The organism is Amycolatopsis sp. DG1A-15b, assembly GCF_030285645.1.
Lineage (GTDB): Bacteria > Actinomycetota > Actinomycetes > Mycobacteriales > Pseudonocardiaceae > Amycolatopsis.
Genome location: NZ_CP127296.1, coordinates 5,234,435 through 5,252,276 on the forward strand (window position 1 = coordinate 5,234,435; position 17,842 = coordinate 5,252,276).

Consider the following 17,842-nt stretch of genomic DNA (forward strand, 5'->3'; position numbering starts at 1 on the left):
CCTCGCACTCGGCAACATCCCGTGACGAGTCTCCGGGCGGGCGCCACGCCAGGCCATCGGCAACGTGTACGCCAGTTGGCTTCCGGCCGTACAGTCTGTCCCTGCCGACCCCCACGCCGAGGAGCCATGTACCCGACCGTCGCCGAGGTCCTCGCGCTGCCGGTGCTGCGCCAGGGCCGTCCGCACGTCGTCGCCGGCGCCGCCGGGCTGGACGCGCCGGTGCGCTGGGCGCACGTCGCCGAGGTCGCCGACATCGCGCACCTGCTGCGCGGCGGCGAGCTGGTGCTGACCACCGGCGTCGCGCTGCCCGACGACGGCCCGGCGCTCGCCCGGTACGTCGCCGACCTGGCCGGGGTCGGCGCCGCCGGCGTCGTGGTGGAGCTGGTCCGGCACTGGAGCGACAAGCTGCCCGCCGCGCTGGTCGGCGCGGCGGAGGAGCACGGCCTGCCGCTGGTCACGCTCTCGCGGGAGACGCGGTTCGTGAGCGTCACCGAGGCGGTGAACGGCCAGATCGTCGACGCCCAGGTCGCCGAGCTGCGCGCCGCCGAGCGCGTGCACGAGACGTTCACCGCGCTGACGGTCGCGGGCGCCGAACCCGGCGTCGTCCTGGGCGAGGTCGCCCGGCTCACCGAGCAGCCGGTCGTGCTGGAAACGCTCTCCCACGAGGTCCTCGCCTACGACGCGGCCGGCACCGACCCGGCCGAGCTGCTCACCGGCTGGCCTGCCCGGTCGCGGGTGGTCCAGGTCGGCGAGCGCACCGGCTACCACCCCGGTTCGGGCTGGCTGGTGACCGTGGTCGGCGCGCGGGGGCACGACTGGGGACGGCTGATCCTGGTCTGCGCCGACCAGCCGCCGCACCGCCACCGGGTGGTCGCCGAGCGGGCCGCGTCCGCGCTGGCCGTGCACCGGCTGGTCGCCAAGGAGTCCGAGGGCCTCGAACGCCAGGCTCACCGCGCGGTGCTCGCCGAGCTGCTCGCTTCGCCCGCCCCGACGGCGGAGCTGCTGGCCCGGGCCTCGGCCCTGGCCGTGCCGCTGCCCGGACGGCAGCTGGTCGGGCTGGCCGTCCGGCCGCGGCTGACGGGGACGGCGCGGCCGGCGCTGTCCACCCCGCCGGTGCTGCGCGAGCTGGCCGAAGCGACGGTCCTGGCGGCCCGCCGCGCGAAGGTGTCGGCGCTGGTGGCGACGGACGACCTCGGCGTGCGGGCCCTGATCGCGCTGTCCCCGGAGGCGAACGCCGACGCCGTGCTGCACCGGCTCGCCACCGACGTCCACGAGGCCCGCGGCAGCGCACCGGGGGTGCTCGCGGTCGGCACGACGGTGGCGTCCCCCGCCGAAGCCCGCCGGACGTTGCTGGAGGCGGGCCAGGTCGCGGCGGCGGCGCTGGGCACGGGCGCGGACCGGGTGGTGCACCGGTTGTCGGACGTCCGCCTGCGCGGCCTGCTGCACCTGCTTTCCGGCGACGACCGCGTGACCGCGTTCGCGGCGCGGGAACTCGGGCCGTTACTCCAGCGCGACGCGGCCTCGGGCAGCCGGCTCGTCCAGGCGTTGCGGCACTACTGCGAGCAGGGCGGCAACAAGTCGGCGGCGGCCGCGGCGGCCCACACCTCACGCACGGCCTACTACCAGCAGCTCGCCCGGATCGAGCAGGTCCTCGGCGTCCGGCTGGAGGACCCCGAGTCGATGTTGTCGCTGTACGTCGCCCTGCTGGCCTGGGACCTCACCCGGCCGAGCGAAGAAGACTCACCCGGACGTGCAGCACAGTGATCGGCACCGGACGGCCGATGACACCGATATGGCCCTAATCCCCTTCGCAGCTTGCTTGCTGAGTCTCGGCTGTCTGACACCGGCGCAGCCCCCGGCCTCGACCCTGCAGCTGACCACCCACGACACCGCCGGCCGGATCGGCTCGGTGGTGCTGACGTGCGACCCGGTGGGCGGCACGCACCCCAAGCGCGACAAGGCGTGCGCGGTGCTGTCCGGCGCCGGCGGTGATTTCTCGCGGATCACCGCGCGGCACCAGGCGTGCACGCTGATCTACGCCCCGGTGGACGTCGCGGCGATCGGTACCTGGCACGGGAAGCCGGTGTCGTTCGAGACGACGTATGCGAACCGCTGCGAAGCCGCCCGCGACTCGGACGAGGTTTTCGCGTTCTGACGCCGCTCCGCGACAGCTGAACGGCATCACCCGGCCGGGCACGGCCTGCCCCGGGGCAGGCTGTGCCCATGCCACCACCGATCGCCACGCCCCGGGCCCGCGCGCTGGGCTTCGGGATGAAGAGAGCCCGGCAGGCACGGAACCTGAAGGTCCGTGAGCTGGGCCGGTTGACAGATGTGCTGCCGCAGAACATTTCCAACTGGGAGAGCGGCAAGCGCATCCCGAAGATCGAAGAGGTCGCCACGATCCTCGCCGCACTGCGGGTGGAGTCGGGCGAACGCGCCCGGCTCCTCGAGTTGGCCCGCAACGCCAACGAACCCAACTGGCTCGAGCAGCACGCCCCGCCGAAGCTGGCAACCTTCGTCGAGTACGAGCAGACCGCCGCCGCCATGTCGGAATGGGCCACTGGGCTGATGCCCGGGCTGCTGCAGACTCCCGCTTACATCAAGGCCCTCTTCACCTCCACAGCGCTGCCTGCGCGGGACATCGAGACCCGCCTGATGATCAGGATCACCCGCCGCGAAGTGCTGACCGGCCGCGCGCCCTTGGAGTACCGTGCCCTGCTCAGCGAATCCGTGCTGCGCCAGAACATCGGCGGCGCGCAGGTGATGGCTGAGCAGCTCCGCCACCTGCTCGCAGTCGCCCGCGCCCGGAATGTTTCGGTGCGCATCGTCCCGGACGGCATCGGCTACCACCCTGGCCTGTACGGGCCGTTCGTCATCTTCGACTTCCACGACCTGCCGCCCATCGTGCATCTCGAGCACTACCGCGGCAGTGGCTATGTCTACGATCAGAACCACCTGGCCGATTACCGCGCGGCCACGCAGGACTTGTCCGCCCTGGCGCTCGGCGAACCCGGATCGCTCCAGCTCGTCCAGGGGGTGATCTCGGAACTGGAGGCCTGAAATGTCAGATGTCACCTGGCGGAAGTCTTCTCACAGCGGCGAAGAGACCAACTGCGTCGAGGTGCGGCTCGCCGGGATGTCGCAAATCCGCGACACGAAAGACCGCGCGGGCGGCGCACTCTCCGTCACCACCCGATCGTGGGAAGCCCTGGTCACCAGCCTGAATGCGCGGAAGCCGCCGGGCCGCCCCCACGACGACCCGGTGACTTCCGCGTAACTCTTAACCACGCACTACTCGCCGGTCCGGTTCACCGGCACGCGGTGACCGGGCCGAGAGTCACATCACGGGCCGCCGAGCGGCTGAGGTTCCACGCCGGCCAGCCGTCCGGGGTGCCGTCGGTGCCGTCGGTGTCGTCGCGGAGGACCTGCCGCAGCACGCAGCTGCGCAGCGGTTCCGCCAGGCGGTCCGAGACGACCGGGACCACGTCGGCGGAGAAGCGGGCCAGGTAGCGGTCGTCGAGGGGCTTGCCGGCGGCCGCGCGGTCGAGGTTGGCGTCGGCGATGAGACGTTCCGGGTCGAGGACGGCGAGGCCGAGCAGCGCCGCCGCGGCCGTGCCGATCGCCGCGCGCGGCAGCCACGCCGGGCGCAGCCGGACCAGCGCCGCCAGCACCAGCACGAACAGCGCGCCGAACCAGAGTTCGCAGACCTCGACCAGCAGCCGCAGCACGGTGAAGCCGTACGCCTGCTGGTAGGTCCACATGCGACTCAACGCCGAACCGACGAGCACCAGGGACAGCGCGCTGAGCGCGCCGAGCAGGACGCGCTGCCGGAGCCGGTCGGCCTTCGTCGCGTCCGGCGCCCACCGCAGCGCCGCGGCGACGATGGCCAGCGTCAGCACCGTGACGGCGCACAGCTGCCAGAAACCGCCGCGGGCGTACTCCGCCGACGTCAGGTTGCTGGTGCGCAGGACGTACTCGGTGCCGCCGAAGAGCACGACCAGCCGGACGCCGACGAAAACGCTGAACACCAGGACGAGGACGAACAGCGGGACCGTCCACTCCAGACCGTATCCGCTCCGGTGTGGACGGTCGCCCGAGAGGCGCGGCGGTGGCGCGGCGAGGAAGTAACAAGCTCCGGCGACGACCAGTGCGACGACGGCGAACACCGAGCACCACCGCACGACCGTCGCGACGCTGAGGTCGGGGATCATGGCGTTGACGACGGCGGCGAAGGCGGCATCGGCACTGGCCAGCAGCGGCACGAAGACCCCGACGAGACCGGCGGCGGCCAGCACGGCGAGCGCGATCCGCCGGGCGACCCCGTCCCGGCGGGCGGTGAAGCGACCGGTCCCGCGCCCGACCCACGGAATGGCCCGGAAGGCTTCGATCGGGACGGCGAGCATGTCGTAGAGAACGGAGTGAACGGTCCGCTCCCCGACGACAGCCAGCGACCCGGCCACGACGGCGGCGATGACGCAAAGGACGAACAGCCACCCCGACGCCCGCACGGCCCCCACGGCGAGCAGCCCGAGCGCGAGTGCGGCCCACCCGGCGCTGCGCCAGGTGAAGGCCCCTTCCGCGGTTTCGCGCGAACGCCGATCGGCCACGACGACAGCGGCGGCCACGGCCAGCCCGCTGAGCAGCCACCCGACCCCGGGCCGGTCGACGGGCAGCAGCAGCGCCCCGGCCACCCCGGCCAGGCCGGCGGCCGGAAGAACGGCGGGCGGCAGCGGAACGACAGCGGACTTCGGCGGCGGCAACGGCCGCAGCAGGACTTGCGGAGCAGCGACGGCCACCCCACCGCCCGAGGCAGCGGGCAGCCCGGCCGTCACTTCCGGACCGCGGGCCGCGCCGATCTCCCGCGTGGCCACCGATCGCTTGCCCCGGGGCACCCCGGAACCACCGACATGAGCTTTGGGCATTTCGCCTCTTCCTCGAGATCCCGTGTTCACTTTTGCAAATGGCGATCCTCGCAACGGCTCCAGGCAAGGCAGCGAGCAGGACTAAACCGGCAGCGTCACCCGGATCCGGCTGCCCGGCCCCGGCGCCGGATCCACCACCCCGATCGTTCCCCCGTGCAGCTCCACCGCCCACCGGGCGATCGCCAGCCCCAGGCCCGTGCCCCCGCCCGAGGGCCGCTCGCCCCGGGTGAACCGCTCGAACACCCGCTCCCGGTCCGCCGGCGCGATCCCCGGTCCCTCGTCGCACACGTCGATGCGCACCTCCCCCGGCCGCACCTGGGCCACGACCCGGACCTGACCCCCCGCCGGGCCGTGGCGGGCCGCGTTCTCCAGCAGGTTCGCCACCACCTGGAACAACCGCCCGCGATCCGCCGTCACCACCGCGCCCTCCGGGGACACCGACACCTCGAACGTCACCCCGCGGCCCGCGAACGCCGCCTCACCCACCACTTCCGACAGCAGCGACCACAGCGAAAACGACGTCTTGTGCAGCGGGATCGCGCCCGCGTCCAGCCGCGACAGGTCCAGCAGCTCGTTCACGAGCGTCGCCAGGCGCTCGGTCTGCTGCAACGCCGTCTTCAGCGTCGCCGGGTCCGGGTCCTCGACGCCGTCGACGAGGTTCTCCAGCACGCCGCTCAACGCCGTGATCGGCGTCCGCAGCTCGTGGGACACGTTCGCGATCAGCTCCCGGCGCTGCCGGTCCGCGTCGCCGAGGTCCCCGGCCATCTGGTTGAACGCCCCGGCCAGCACCCCGACTTCGTCGCGCGTGGTGGCCCGGATCCGGCGGCTGTAGTCGCCCTTCGCCATCGCGCGCGCCGCCGCCGTCATCTCCCGCAGCGGCCGCGTCATGCCGTGGGCCAGCACCTGCGACAACACCAGCGCGAGCACCATCGCGGTGATCGTCGTCTTCGGCGGCAGCCAGCCGATCTGCCAGTTGAAGAACGCGAACGCCACCCCACCGGAGGCGACCATCAGGATCGCCAGCTTCAGCTTGATCGACCGGATCCGGTCCAGCGGCCTCGGCACGAAGTTCACGATCCCGCCTCCAGCGCGTACCCGACGCCGTGCACGGTCCGGATCAGGTCCGCACCGAGCTTCCGCCGCAACGCCTTGATGTGGCTGTCCACCGCCCGGGTGGCCGCGGACGTGCCGTGGACGTCCCAGTCCCACACCTCCGACAGCAGCCGTTCCCGCGGCTGCACCACCCGCGGCCGCCGCGCGAAGTGCACCAGCAGGTCGAACTCGATCGGCGTCAGCTGCGCCGCGACCCCGGCCCGGGCGACCCGCCGCTGGTCGACGTCGATCTCGAGGTCGCCGAGCACGATCCGGGTGCCTGCCACCGAAGACGAGCGCTCGACCCGCCGCAGCAGCGCGTGCACCCGCGCGGTCAGCACCCGCATCGAGAACGGCTTCGTGAGGTAGTCGTCGGCGCCGACGCCCAGCCCGACCAGCAGGTCCGTCTCGTCGGCCCGCGCGGTCAGCATCAGCACCGGCACCGGGCGGCGGCCCTGGATCCGGCGGCAGACCTCCAGGCCGTCGAAGCCCGGCAGCATCACGTCGAGCACCACCAGGTCCGGCTCCGAAGCGGCCTCCGCCTCGACGGCGGCCGGTCCGTCGTGGACGACCTCCACCCCGAACCCTTCGGCCCGCAGCCGGGCCGCGATCGACGCGGCGATCGTGACGTCGTCCTCGACGACCAGCACCCGCCGCCCACCCAGTTCCATGACCACGACCCTAAGCACCTCCGGTGGAGACGGTTCGCGTGAAGTGTGAAGATCCTGTGGAGACGTTTCAGCCGCTTTGCCGGTTGATGACGGCCGGATGTGTGACGCAGGTCATGCACCCGGGGGCCCTTCGCGCAATCGACAGACTGCACTCCTGATCGGCGAAGAGTGAACAGACTGCCGTTGCCCCGGCGATGACCAGGCGCGCAGGATTCCGCAATGGCGCCGACACCCGCAGACCAGCGCGTGCACGACGACGGCCGGGTCGAGCTCGACCCCGCCGACGTCCGGTCTCTCGAAGGCAGCCGGTTCTTCAACGAGGAACTGGCCCCCGTCCCGGTCGAAAAACGGACCTGGACCACCTACAACTACTTCGCGCTCTGGATGGGGATGGCCCACAACATCCCCAGCTACGCCCTGGCCGCGTCGTTCATCGCGCTCGGCATGAACTGGGTGCAGGCGCTGATCACCATCACCATCGGCAACCTGGTCGTGCTGGCCCCGATGCTGCTCAACAGCCACGCCGGCACCAAGTACGGCATCCCGTTCCCGGTGTTCGCCCGCGCGTTCTACGGCCTGCGCGGCGCCAACCTGGCCGCGCTGCTGCGCGCGTTCATCGCGTGCGGCTGGTTCGGCATCCAGACGTGGGTCGGCGGCGAGGCCATCTACGTCATCCTCGGCCGCCTGCTCGGCTCGTGGTGGCGGGACTCCGCCGTCGTCGCCGGGCAGCACTGGACGCTCTGGCTGTCCTTCGTGGTCTTCTGGATCGGGCAGATGCTGATCATTTGGCGCGGCATGGACGCGGTCCGCCGGTTCGAGAACTGGACGGCGCCGCTGGTGTCGGTCGGCTTCCTGATCATGCTCGGGTACGTGCTGGTCAAGGCGGGCGGGCTGGGCCCGATCCTGTCGGCGCCCGGCGAACTGGGCTGGGGCCCGGACTTCTGGAAGGTGTTCGCGCCGTCGCTGATGGCGATGATCGCGTTCTGGTCGACGCTGTCGCTGAACATGCCGGACTTCACCCGCTTCGGCGGCAGCCAGCGCAAGCAGGTCCGCGGCCAGGTCCTCGGCCTGCCGACGACGATGACGTTCATCGCGATCGTGGCCATCCTGACCACCTCGGGCGGGCACGTGCTCTACGGCGAGGACATCTGGGACCCGGCGAAGCTGGCCGACAAGTTCACCAGCCCGGTCGTGGTCGTCATCGCGCTGGTCGCCCTGGTGCTCGCCACCATTTCGGCCAACCTCGCGGCCAACGTCGTCAGCCCGTCCTACGACTTCTCGAACGCGTTCCCGAAGAAGATCACGTTCGCGGTCGGCGGCGGGATCACCGGCGTCATCGGCATCCTGATCCAGCCGTGGCGGCTGTACTCCGACCCGAACATCTACATCTTCGCCTGGCTCGGCTTCTACGGCGGCCTGCTCGGCGCGGTCGCCGGGGTGCTCGTCGCCGGTTACTGGCTCGTCAACCGCACGAAGCTGCGGCTGAAGGACCTCTACACACCCGATGGGGTGTATTGGTTCAGCGGCGGGTGGAACTGGCGCGCGCTGGTCGCGACGCTGGTCGGAGCCGTCCTCGCGGTCGGTGGCGCCTATGGCGGGCCGTTCCCCGACGCCGGGCTCATCCCGTTCCTCAAGCCGCTTTACGACTACAACTGGGTGATCGGCCTCGTCGGCGCGTTCGTCGTCTTCGCCGCCCTTTCGATTCCGTCAACCAAGCCGTCAACCAAGGAGGAAGCAAGTGAGCGTCGTCCGAGCCGGATTGATCCAGCAGCGGTGGACGGGTGACAAGGAGTCCATGATCAAGGCGGCGGTCGACCACATCGCCACCGCCGCCTCGCAGGGCGCCCAGGTCGTCTGCCTCCAGGAGCTGTTCTACGGGCCGTACTTCTGCCAGGTGCAGGACGCCGACTACTACTCCTACACCGAGGCCATCCCCGACGGGCCGACCACGCGGCTCATGCAGGAGGTGGCCGAGCGCCACGGCATCGTGCTGATCGTGCCGATGTACGAGGTCGAGCAGCCCGGCGTCTACTACAACACCGCCGCGGTGATCGACGCCGACGGCACCTACCTCGGCAAGTACCGCAAGAACCACATCCCGCAGGTCAAGGGGTTCTGGGAGAAGTTCTACTTCCGCCCCGGCAACCTCGGCTACCCGGTGTTCGACACGGCCGTGGGCCGCATCGGCGTCTACATCTGCTACGAGCGGCACTTCCCCGAGGGCTGGCGCGCGCTCGGGCTGGCGGGGGCGAAGATCGTGTTCAACCCCTCGGCGACCAGCCGCAGCCTGTCGCAGTACCTCTGGCGGCTGGAGCAGCCGGCGGCCGCGGTGGCGAACGAGTACTTCGTCGGCGCGATCAACCGGGTCGGCGTCGAACCGCTGGGCGACAACGACTTCTACGGCCAGACGTACTTCGTCGACCCGCGCGGCCAGCTGGTCGGCGACGCGGCGTCCGACACCGACGACGAGGTCGTGGTGCGCGACCTCGACCTGGGCCTGCTCGACGAGGTCCGGAACCAGTGGGCGTTCTACCGCGACCGCCGTCCGGACACCTACGGCCCCCTCGCGGAGGCCTGATGACCACGCTCATCCAGGGTGGTCAGGTCGTTTCGCCGTCGGGCGCGATCCTGGCGGACGTCCTCGTCGACGGCGAAACCATCGCCGCCGTCGGGGCGCCCGGGACGCTGACCGGCGACGAGACGATCGACGCCACCGGGAAGTACGTGCTGCCGGGTGGCATCGACGCCCACACGCACATGGAGATGCCGTTCGGCGGCACCCACTCGGTCGACACGTTCTCGACCGGGACCACGGCCGCGGCGTGGGGCGGCACGACCACGATCATCGACTTCGCCGTGCAGGCCAAGGGCACGTCACTGCTGTCCACACTGGACAAGTGGCACGCCAAGGCCGACGGCAACTGCGCGATCGACTACGGCTTCCACATGATCGTCTCCGACGTCAACGACCAGTCGCTGAAGGAGATGGAAGCCTGCATCGACGGCGGCGTCGGCAGCTTCAAGATGTTCATGGCGTACCCGGGAGTGTTCTACTCCACGGACGGGGAAATCCTGCTGGCGATGCAGAAAGCGCGCGAAATCGGCGCTACGATCATGATGCACGCCGAAAACGGCATCGCGATCGACCAGCTGGCGGCGCAGGCCTTCGAGGCGGGCCACATCGACCCCGTGCAACACGGCCTCACGCGGCCGCCGGAACTGGAAGGAGAAGCGACGTCGCGGGCGATCCAGCTCGCGAAGGTGACCGGATCACCGCTGTACATCGTGCACCTTTCGGCGTCGCAAGCGCTTGCGGCTGTCGCGGAAGCGCGCAACGACGGTCAGAACGTCTTCGCCGAGACCTGCCCGCAGTACCTCTACCTGTCCATTGAGGACCTCGCGAAGCCGGACTTCGAGGGCGCGAAGTACGTCGCTTCACCGCCGCTGCGGGAGAAGTCGCACCAGGCCGACCTGTGGCGCGGGCTGCGGACGAACGACCTGTCCGTGGTGTCCACCGACCACTGCCCGTTCTGCTTCAAGGACCAGAAGGAACTGGGCCGCGGCGACTTCCGGGCCATCCCGAACGGCATGCCGGGCGTCGAACACCGGATGGACCTGCTGCACCAGGGCGTCGTCGCCGGTCAGCTGACACTCGGCCGGTGGGTCGAGACGTGCTCGGCAACACCGGCGCGGATGTTCGGGCTGTACCCGCGAAAAGGTGTCATCGCGGCGGGTTCCGACGCGGACATCGTGATCTACGACCCTTCGGCGACGCAGACGCTGTCGGCTTCGACGCACCACATGAACGTGGACTACTCGGCGTACGAAGGATTCGAGATCACCGGCCGCGTGCACACCGTGCTGTCCCGGGGGCGCGTTGTCGTGTCGCCCTCAGGGTTCTCCGGGTCGACGTCGCACGGCAAGTTCCTGTCCCGCTCGCTGAACCAGTACCTGAACTAGGGGGCGGGCCATGGACTTCGGGATCGTGCTGCAGACGGATCCGCCCGCGCGGGACGTCGTGCGGCTGATGAAGGACGCCGAGGACGCCGGGTTCCGGTACGGCTGGACGTTCGACTCCTGCGTGCTGTGGCAGGAACCGTTCGTCATCTACTCGGCGATCCTGGCGGCGACGTCGTCGCTCGTCGTGGGGCCGATGGTGACCAGCCCCGGCACGCGGGACTGGTCGGTGATGGCGTCGACGTTCGCCACGCTCAACGACATGTACGGCAACCGGACGGTCTGTGGCATCGGCCGCGGCGACTCCGCCCACCGGGTGGTCGGCAAGCCACCGTCCACTTTGGCCACGGTGCGCGACTGCATGCGCGTGGTCAAAGACCTGGCCGAGGGCCGCCCGGTGACCATGAACGAGAAGACCGTGCGGATCCCGTGGATCTCGAACGGGCAGCTCGAGATGTGGATGGCCGGCTACGGCCCGAAGGCGCTGCAGACGGTCGGCGAGCACGCCGACGGCTTCATCCTCCAGTGCGCGGACCCGGCGATCGCCCGCTGGACGATCGGCGCGGTCCGCGACGCGGCCCGGGCGGCCGGGCGCGACCCAGCCGGTATCACGATCTGCGTCGCGGCCCCGGCGTACGTCGGCGACGACCTGCCGCACCAGCGCGAACAGCTGCGCTGGTTCGGCGGGATGGTCGGCAACCACGTCGCGGACCTGGTGGCGCGGTACGGCTCGTCGGGGGCGGTACCGCGGGAGCTGACGGACTACATCCGCGAGCGGGAAGGGTACGACTACAGCCACCACGGCAAGGCGGGCAACCCGTCGACGGAGTTCGTCCCGGACGAGATCGTCGACCGGTTCTGCCTGCTGGGACCACCTTCCGCCCACGTCGAGCGGCTGCAGGAACTCGCGGAGCTGGGCGTGGACCAGTTCTCGCTGTACCTGATGCACGACGACCGCGAGGCGACGCTGGCGTCCTACGGGTCGCAGATCATCCCGAAGCTCACCGCGTAGGGCCCGCCCTACCCCGGTTCCGGGGGTGCGCACCAGCGCGCCCCCGGTCCCGGTGCCGGGACCATCGGGGCCATGAATTCTCCGAAACTCCGTGCTGCGCTGGCTCTGGGGGCCGCCGCGAGCGTGGTCGCCTTGAGTGCGCCCGCGGCCGTGGCGAGCCCGGCCGGAATCGTCTGGGAATCCGCGTGCGCCGCCGGGTACCAGTGCGGCCACCTCGACGTCCCGCTGTCCTACCAGGACCCGTCGGCGGGCTCCGTCCGCATCGCGGTGGGTCGCTTGCCCGCCACCGACCAGGCCCACAAGCTGGGCACGATCTTCTTCAACCCGGGCGGCCCGGGTTCGTCCGGCCGGCTCGCACCCGTGTTGACACCGTTCCTGCACGAGCGTTACGACATCGTCGGGTTCGACCCGCGCGGCGTCGGCGCGAGTTCGCAGATCCACTGCTTCACCGACCCGTCGCAACTCGAGGTGCTCCAACGAGCTTTGGGCACCTTCCCGCTGACGCGCGCGGCCGAGCAGCAGCAGATCGCGGACACCCGCACGATCACCGACCTCTGCGAAAAGAACGCGGGCCCCCTGGCCGGTCACCTCTCCACCGGCACGATCGCCCGCGACCTCGACCGGCTGCGCGCGGCGTTCGGCGAGCCGAAACTGCGGTACTACGGCAAGTCGTACGGCACCTACCTCGGCGAGACCTACGCCAACCTGTTCCCCGGCCGGGTGGGTTCCCTGGCCCTCGACGCGGTCGACGACCCGGTCCGCTGGTCGACCGGGTCCGGCCCGATGAGCTACCGCCTGCAAGGCTTCTCGGACGCCCCCAAGGCCCTCGCGTCCTTTTTGGACGAGTGCGGATCACGCTGCACCTTCGACTATTCCGCGATCCTGGACCGGCTGGAGGCGGGTCCGATCACGGTGACGGACACTTCGGGCAAGCAGGTCACCGTCACTTACCAGAGCGCGATCGCCCGGATCCACGGTTACCTGACGGACGCGCAGTCCGCACCTTCGCTGACGGCATTCCTCCAAGCACTGGCCAACCCGGCATCCCCCGCTCCGGCTTCGGCGGACGGACCACCGGACATCGACTCCCTCCTCGGCGGCGGCGCAACACTGTGTTCGGACGCGGCGAACCCACGCGACCCAGCGGTGTGGTGGGACTACGCCCGCCGAGCCAACCAGGTCGCCCGCGGCTTCGGCCCGTACGACGTCTACAAGACCCTGCCGTGCGCGACCTGGGACGTGTCGGACACGGACCGCTACACGGGACCGTGGAACCGCCCGACGGCGCCGATCCTGCTGATGGCCAACCGCAAGGGCGACCTGGAGACCCCGTACGCGGGCGCGCAACGGACAGAGCGCCTGCTGGGCAATGCGCGCTTGCTGAGCCTGGACACGTACGGCCACGGTGCCCGCGGCAAGAGCCCCTGCATCGACATGGCGCTCGACCGCTACTTCGGCACGGGAGCGGTGCCAGCCCCGGGCACGGTCTGTGCGCCAGCCTGAGCGCCATCGAAGCAGCGCATCGCCACTTCGGGAAGCCGGCCTCCACAGCCGGCCGGCTTCCCGAAGTGGTACGCCGGCGGCCAGGTAAAGGCTGCCGCTCAGTCCACCAGCGCTTGGTAGACCAGCTGCCGCAACTGCGGCCGCAGGCGATACGTGCTCGACGGCAGCAGCTGCGTGTAGAAGCCCACCGTCAGGTCCTTGTCCGGATCCACCCAGAAGGCCGTCGAAGCCGCGCCGCCCCAGGCGAACTCGCCCGCTGATGACAATGTTCGGGCCTTCACCGGGTCCTCCAGTACCGAGAAGCCGAGGCCGAACCCGTGGCCGTCGAAGGGCATCTCCGCGAACAGGGGGCGGCCGAACGCCTCCAGGTCCACCCGGCCCGGCAGGTGGTTGCTCGCCATCAGGGACACCGTTCGCGGGGACAGCAACCTGACGCCGTCCAGGTCGCCTCCGCGACGGAGCATCTCCGTGAAACGCCAGTAGTCCGCCGCCGAGGAGACCAGGCCGCCGCCGCCGGAAAGGCAGTCCGGGCGGGCCGTGCCCAGGCGGCCGAAGGCGTCGTTGCGGGTCGCTCGTCCCGATGACGGGTCGCGCACGTACATCGCCGCCAAGCGCGACGGCGACGATGCCACGAAACCCGTGTCCGTCATGCCCAGCGGCGCGAAGATCCGCGACGCGAAGAACTCGTCCAAGGGCTGCCCCGAAACCACCTCGACGAGCCGTCCGAGGACGTCCGTCGCGATCGAGTAGTTCCATTCCGTGCCCGGCTGGAACAACAGCGGCAGTGACGCCCACTGCGAAGTACACGCCGCCAGATCAAGGCCCGGCGGAGTGCCCCACTCGAAGCCCGCTGCGCGGTAGATCGCGTCCACCGGGTGACCGTGGTGGAAGCCGTACGTCAGGCCCGCCGTGTGGGTCAGCAGGTGCCAGACGCGGATCGGCGAAGTGGCGGGCTCGGTCAACGGCGCCAGCGCCGACCCCTTGACGTACACGCGCGGCGAAGCGAACTCCGGCAACCAGCGCGAGATGGGGTCGTCCAGCTCCAGCAGGCCCTCTTCGGCGAGCATCATCGCCGCGACCGAGGTGATCGGCTTGGTCATCGAGAAGATCCGCCACAGCGTGTCCGTCTCCACCGGCGACCCGGCTTCAACGTCCCGGTGCCCGCCGCGGCCCAGGTGAACGATCCGCCCGCGCCTGCTCACCACCGCGAGCCAGCCCGGCAACCGGCCATCCTCGACGTACCGGTCGAAATGCGCATCGATCCGGGAAAGCCGTGCCGCGTCGAAGCCGGCCTCGGCCGGGTCGACGTCCACTTCGAAGTCCGCCATGCGGCGAGGCTACTGGCCGGCTTGCTACTTTTCCCGCGCCCGCTCGGCTGCCTTCTCCTCGCGCCACGCTTCGTCGTTCTTCCCGTAGCGCCAGTAGCCCGAGATCGACAGCAGCTCGCGCCGTACCCCGCGCTCGTCGAGCAGGTACCGCCGCAGCTCGCGCACGAACCCCGCCTCGCCGTGGACGAACGCCTGGACGATGCCCTCGCGCCACGGCAGCTCGCGCACCGCGGCGGCGACGTCGCCGCCCGACGCCCGGTGCAGCCAGGTGATCTGCGCGTCCGCCTTCGTGACCAGCGGCTGCTCCTCGTCCGCGTTCTCGACGAGGATCACCGCGTGCGCCGGGACGCCGGCGGGCAACGCTTCGAGCGACGACGCGATGGCCGGCAACGCGCTTTCGTCCCCGGCCAACAAGTGCCAGTCCGCCTCGGAGCCGGGCGCGTACGCGCCGCCCGGGCCCAGCACCAGCAGCTCGTCGCCCGGCTGGGCCGACGCCGCCCACGGGCCCGCGATGCCCTCGTCGCCGTGGTGGACGAAGTCGAGGACCAGCTCGCCGGCCTGCGGGTCGAACCCGCGGACGGTGTAGGAGCGCTGCCGCGGCCAGTGCTCGCGCGGCATGTTCGCCCGGCACTCCTGGACGTCGAACGGCTCCGGGTACTCGACGCCGGGCACCTTGAACAGCACCTTTACGTACGCGTCGGTGAACTCGTTCGGCGTGAAGTCCGCGATGCCCTCCCCGCCCGCGACGATCCGGATCATGTGCGGGGTCAGCCGCTCGGTCCGCAGCACCCGCAACCGCGTCGCGGGACGCCCGGACCGCCGGGGTGCTTCAGCCATCGGCCACTCCAACCATCGCTAAGGCTTACCTAACTCAGCCTACGCGCCGGAACTGGCACGCGGCTACTCAGGTGTACCCAGCTCGTCGAGCAATCCCACGAACCCGGCGGCGACCTTCGCCCGGAACCCCACGAAGAACCGGTTTGCCAACGGCACGCCCCACCGCCCCCGTGAAGCCGCGTTGACCACCCGGTGCTCGACGCGCGTTCCCGCCGGATCCGCCGTGACGCGGTACTCCCCGCGGTACCACCAGCCGCCCTGCACCGCCACGAACCCCCGCTCCCGGTCGACCTCCATCCGCATCGAGTAGCCGCCACGCAGCTTCCGCCGCAGCCGTTCGAATACCTCCGCGGGTGGCCGCGCGACCACTCCGGACGCCTCCGCAAGCGTTTTCACCCGCGCGGATCCGAAACCCGCGTGTTCTGGAACGCGGTGATCAGCCATTCGCCTCCTTCCCGGACGAGCACGAAGGAAACGGTCGACTCGCGCCCTTCGTCGGCGACCTCCGCCCCACTCAGCGACGAGCCGCCGCCGACGACGGCCACGGCGACGTCCGGCCGGACGAACCGCACCTTCGCCGCTCCGCCCAGCGACCCGGTGAGCTTCGACCCCCGCAAAGGCCCCTCGAACAAGGCCCGGTGCGAACTCTCGATCGCCTCCCGACCCGGGAAGTTCGCCCCGAAAAACGTCACGTAATCCGCGTCTTCGGTGAAGAGCCGCCCGTACGCGGCGGCATCCCCCGAGTTCCACGCGTCGGCGAGCCGGCCCAGCACCCCACGGACATCGGCTTCGGCAGTAGCAGTCATCAGATCCCCTCGAACGCTGTTCGTCTTACAAACACCGTTCTACTCTCGAACAGTGTTCGCGTCAAGTACAGTGTTCGGGTGACCCTTCCCCCGCCGCCGTGGCGCAGCGCTCCCCGCCGCCGCGCCGCGAAACCCGTCCTCTCCCAGGCCTCGATCGTCCGAGCGGCCTTGATCGTCCTGGACGACGAGGGGTTCGACGCGGTCACCATGCGGCGGATCGCCCAGGAACTGGAGACCGGGCCGGCGTCGCTCTACGCGCACGTCTCGAACAAGGACGAACTGGCGGAGCTGATGCTCGACGCCGTGCTGGCCGACGTGCACGTCCCCGAGCCGGACCCGGCGCGCTGGGACGAGCAGGTCAAAGACCTCGTCCGCGACCAGATCCGGGTGATGGCCGCGCACCGCGGCATCGCGCGCATCGCGTGGGACATCGCCGTGCCGGTCACGCCCCACTCGCTGAAGCAGGGCGAGGCGATGCTCGCCCTGCTTCGCGCGGGCGGGTTGACCCTCAAGCAGGCGACCTTCGCGGGCGACGCCCTCTCCCTCTACGCGAAGGCGTACGCCTACGAAGCGAGCAGCTGGACCTGGGGCGAGATCGACCAGGCCGAAGCCGGCGAACGCGGCAAGCAGATGGTGGCGTACATGCGGTCACTGCCCGCCGAGTCGTTCCCCAACATGCTGCACATCGGCGAGTTCTTCTCCGCGGAGACGGCGGCGGAACGCCTCGAGTTCGCGCTCGACACCCACCTCGCCGGCCTCAAGGTCCTCGCGGCGAAGAACTAGGGCCGCAGCACGATCTTGCCGCGCGTGTGCCGCCGCTCCAGCTCGCGGTAGGCGTCCCGGACCTCGTCCAGCGGGTAGACGCGGGCGATCGGCAGCGTCAGCAGCCCCTTGTCCAGCAGGAGGCCCAGCTCGCGCAGCACGTCGGCCGACGCCCCGGCCGCGTTGGCGTCGGTTTTCACGTTGTACTTCTCCGCCGCCGCGAAGTCGATGATCGTGTCGATCCGCCCCGGGTGGATCCCCAGGTGCAGCGCCAGTTCCACGTACCCCGAACCGAAGGTGTCCACGAACGCGTGCACGCCGGAAGGCGCGGCTTCGCGGATCCGCTCGAGCACGCCTTCGCCGTGGGAAACCGGGATGACGCCGAGCTCGCGCAGCCAGTCGTGGTTCGCCTCGCCGGCGAGGCCGATCACCGTGGCGCCAGCCAGCTTCGCCAACTGCACCGCGAGCGAGCCCACGCCGCCCGCCGCCCCCGAGACGACGACCGTCTCCCCTTCCCGCGGGCACACCGCGCCCACCGCGGCGTACGCGGTGGTGCCGGCGACGAACAGCGAGCCGGCGACCTCCCACGGGACGCCTTCGGGCCGCGGCGTGAGGTTCGCGGCCTCCGCCACGACGAACTCGGCGTGGCTCGACCGCGTGTCGACGAACCCGATCACCTCGTCGCCGACGGCGATGTCCGGCACGTCCTCACCGAGCGAAGCGACCACCCCCGCGAAGTCGCTGCCCTGTCCCGACGGGAAGGTCGCCGGGTAACGCGAGTGCAGGAGGCCCCGCCGGATGGCGGCCTCGCCCGGGTTGATCCCGGCGGCACGCACCTCGACGAGCACCTGACCGGGTCCCGGGACCGGGCGCGGGACGTCCTCGACCCGGAGGACCTCAACGTCGCCGTACTCGTCGAACCTGATCGCGCGCGCCATGGGGCCTCCTCGAA

18 protein-coding genes are annotated in these 17,842 nt (G+C 70.7%); 10 read left to right on the top strand and 8 right to left on the bottom strand.

Going from position 1 to position 17,842, the window contains the following annotated elements:
- Positions 1-126 precede the first annotated feature (126 nt).
- The 4 genes from QRY02_RS23915 (at position 127) to QRY02_RS23930 (ending at position 3,277) form a co-directional block, all read left to right on the top strand.
- Positions 127-1,764: a PucR family transcriptional regulator gene (locus tag QRY02_RS23915; RefSeq protein WP_285985091.1), complete on the top strand. Its 1,638-nt coding sequence runs from the start codon at positions 127-129 to the stop codon at positions 1,762-1,764.
- A 55-nt stretch (positions 1,765-1,819) separates the two neighbouring features.
- Complete coding sequence (locus tag QRY02_RS23920) at positions 1,820-2,155, top strand: SSI family serine proteinase inhibitor (RefSeq protein WP_285985092.1); 336 nt, start codon at positions 1,820-1,822, stop codon at positions 2,153-2,155.
- A 68-nt stretch (positions 2,156-2,223) separates the two neighbouring features.
- A complete protein-coding gene (locus tag QRY02_RS23925) occupies positions 2,224-3,060 on the top strand; it encodes a helix-turn-helix domain-containing protein (protein WP_285985093.1) in 837 nt (278 codons plus the stop codon).
- Between the two features lies 1 nt (position 3,061).
- On the top strand, positions 3,062-3,277 hold the full coding sequence (locus QRY02_RS23930; RefSeq protein WP_285985094.1) for a DUF397 domain-containing protein: 216 nt from the start codon (positions 3,062-3,064) through the stop codon (positions 3,275-3,277).
- 31 nt (positions 3,278-3,308) lie between these two features.
- On the opposite strand, the gene QRY02_RS23935 is transcribed toward QRY02_RS23930, so the two are convergent.
- From QRY02_RS23935 to QRY02_RS23945, 3 genes are all read right to left on the bottom strand, one after another.
- Positions 3,309-4,922 (bottom strand): DUF4153 domain-containing protein, encoded by a 1,614-nt coding sequence (locus tag QRY02_RS23935; RefSeq protein WP_285985095.1) that lies wholly within the window; start codon positions 4,920-4,922, stop codon positions 3,309-3,311.
- Between the two features lie 81 nt (positions 4,923-5,003).
- On the bottom strand, positions 5,004-5,996 hold the full coding sequence (locus QRY02_RS23940) for a HAMP domain-containing sensor histidine kinase (protein WP_285985096.1): 993 nt from the start codon (positions 5,994-5,996) through the stop codon (positions 5,004-5,006).
- Positions 5,993-6,685 (bottom strand): response regulator transcription factor, encoded by a 693-nt coding sequence (locus tag QRY02_RS23945; protein ID WP_285985097.1) that lies wholly within the window; start codon positions 6,683-6,685, stop codon positions 5,993-5,995. The genes QRY02_RS23940 and QRY02_RS23945 overlap by 4 nt, the downstream gene beginning before the upstream one ends.
- Before the next feature lie 219 nt (positions 6,686-6,904).
- Here QRY02_RS23945 and QRY02_RS23950 point away from each other — a divergent pair, with 219 nt between their 5' ends.
- The 5 genes from QRY02_RS23950 to QRY02_RS23970 all read left to right on the top strand — a co-directional run bounded on the left by QRY02_RS23950 (position 6,905) and on the right by QRY02_RS23970 (position 13,157).
- Positions 6,905-8,470, top strand: a complete 1,566-nt coding sequence (locus QRY02_RS23950) for an NCS1 family nucleobase:cation symporter-1 (RefSeq protein WP_285985098.1) — start codon at positions 6,905-6,907, stop codon at positions 8,468-8,470.
- Positions 8,471-8,480: 10 nt separating this feature from the next.
- Complete coding sequence (locus QRY02_RS23955; RefSeq protein ID WP_285993904.1) at positions 8,481-9,263, top strand: nitrilase-related carbon-nitrogen hydrolase; 783 nt, start codon at positions 8,481-8,483, stop codon at positions 9,261-9,263.
- The gene (hydA, locus tag QRY02_RS23960) at positions 9,263-10,645 is read left to right on the top strand and encodes a dihydropyrimidinase (RefSeq protein ID WP_285985099.1); all 1,383 of its coding nucleotides are present in this window, start codon (positions 9,263-9,265) and stop codon (positions 10,643-10,645) included. The genes QRY02_RS23955 and hydA overlap by 1 nt, the downstream gene beginning before the upstream one ends.
- A 10-nt stretch (positions 10,646-10,655) precedes the next feature.
- Positions 10,656-11,654: a TIGR03842 family LLM class F420-dependent oxidoreductase gene (locus QRY02_RS23965; protein ID WP_285985100.1), complete on the top strand. Its 999-nt coding sequence runs from the start codon at positions 10,656-10,658 to the stop codon at positions 11,652-11,654.
- A 72-nt stretch (positions 11,655-11,726) separates the two neighbouring features.
- The gene (locus tag QRY02_RS23970; RefSeq protein WP_285985101.1) at positions 11,727-13,157 is read left to right on the top strand and encodes an alpha/beta hydrolase; all 1,431 of its coding nucleotides are present in this window, start codon (positions 11,727-11,729) and stop codon (positions 13,155-13,157) included.
- A gap of 98 nt (positions 13,158-13,255) precedes the next feature.
- Here the strand turns inward: QRY02_RS23970 and QRY02_RS23975 are convergent, their stop codons facing one another.
- From QRY02_RS23975 to QRY02_RS23990, 4 genes are all read right to left on the bottom strand, one after another.
- Positions 13,256-14,485, bottom strand: a complete 1,230-nt coding sequence (locus QRY02_RS23975) for a serine hydrolase domain-containing protein (RefSeq protein WP_285985102.1) — start codon at positions 14,483-14,485, stop codon at positions 13,256-13,258.
- 24 nt (positions 14,486-14,509) lie between these two features.
- Positions 14,510-15,322, bottom strand: a complete 813-nt coding sequence (locus tag QRY02_RS23980; RefSeq protein ID WP_285985103.1) for a siderophore-interacting protein — start codon at positions 15,320-15,322, stop codon at positions 14,510-14,512.
- Positions 15,323-15,385: 63 nt separating this feature from the next.
- Positions 15,386-15,718 carry a hypothetical protein gene (locus QRY02_RS23985; protein WP_285985104.1) on the bottom strand — a complete coding sequence of 111 codons (333 nt, stop codon included), beginning with the start codon at positions 15,716-15,718 and terminating at the stop codon, positions 15,386-15,388.
- Entirely contained in the window at positions 15,715-16,128 is a 414-nt protein-coding gene (locus tag QRY02_RS23990; protein WP_285985105.1) for an SgcJ/EcaC family oxidoreductase, read from the bottom strand. Before QRY02_RS23990 ends, QRY02_RS23985 begins: the two co-directional genes overlap by 4 nt.
- 78 nt (positions 16,129-16,206) lie before the next feature.
- On the opposite strand from QRY02_RS23990, the gene QRY02_RS23995 reads away from it, so the two are divergent.
- Positions 16,207-16,911, top strand: coding sequence for a TetR/AcrR family transcriptional regulator (locus QRY02_RS23995; protein WP_285985106.1), 705 nt, complete (start codon positions 16,207-16,209; stop codon positions 16,909-16,911).
- Here QRY02_RS23995 and QRY02_RS24000 read toward each other — a convergent pair.
- Entirely contained in the window at positions 16,908-17,828 is a 921-nt protein-coding gene (locus QRY02_RS24000; RefSeq protein WP_285985107.1) for an NADP-dependent oxidoreductase, read from the bottom strand. The genes QRY02_RS23995 and QRY02_RS24000 overlap by 4 nt on opposite strands.
- Positions 17,829-17,842 lie beyond the last annotated feature (14 nt).

Coding starts and splice junctions, on each gene's coding strand:
- QRY02_RS23935 (WP_285985095.1), bottom strand. CDS start 4,922: ATGCCCAAAGCTCATGTCGGTGGTTCCGGGGTGCCCCGGGGCAAGCGA.
- QRY02_RS23945 (WP_285985097.1), bottom strand. CDS start 6,685: ATGGAACTGGGTGGGCGGCGGGTGCTGGTCGTCGAGGACGACGTCACG.
- QRY02_RS23930 (WP_285985094.1), top strand. CDS start 3,062: ATGTCAGATGTCACCTGGCGGAAGTCTTCTCACAGCGGCGAAGAGACC.
- QRY02_RS23950 (WP_285985098.1), top strand. CDS start 6,905: ATGGCGCCGACACCCGCAGACCAGCGCGTGCACGACGACGGCCGGGTC.
- QRY02_RS23915 (WP_285985091.1), top strand. CDS start 127: ATGTACCCGACCGTCGCCGAGGTCCTCGCGCTGCCGGTGCTGCGCCAG.
- QRY02_RS23975 (WP_285985102.1), bottom strand. CDS start 14,485: ATGGCGGACTTCGAAGTGGACGTCGACCCGGCCGAGGCCGGCTTCGAC.
- QRY02_RS24000 (WP_285985107.1), bottom strand. CDS start 17,828: ATGGCGCGCGCGATCAGGTTCGACGAGTACGGCGACGTTGAGGTCCTC.
- QRY02_RS23970 (WP_285985101.1), top strand. CDS start 11,727: ATGAATTCTCCGAAACTCCGTGCTGCGCTGGCTCTGGGGGCCGCCGCG.
- QRY02_RS23925 (WP_285985093.1), top strand. CDS start 2,224: ATGCCACCACCGATCGCCACGCCCCGGGCCCGCGCGCTGGGCTTCGGG.
- QRY02_RS23965 (WP_285985100.1), top strand. CDS start 10,656: ATGGACTTCGGGATCGTGCTGCAGACGGATCCGCCCGCGCGGGACGTC.
- QRY02_RS23990 (WP_285985105.1), bottom strand. CDS start 16,128: ATGACTGCTACTGCCGAAGCCGATGTCCGTGGGGTGCTGGGCCGGCTC.
- QRY02_RS23980 (WP_285985103.1), bottom strand. CDS start 15,322: ATGGCTGAAGCACCCCGGCGGTCCGGGCGTCCCGCGACGCGGTTGCGG.
- QRY02_RS23955 (WP_285993904.1), top strand. CDS start 8,481: ATGATCAAGGCGGCGGTCGACCACATCGCCACCGCCGCCTCGCAGGGC.
- hydA (WP_285985099.1), top strand. CDS start 9,263: ATGACCACGCTCATCCAGGGTGGTCAGGTCGTTTCGCCGTCGGGCGCG.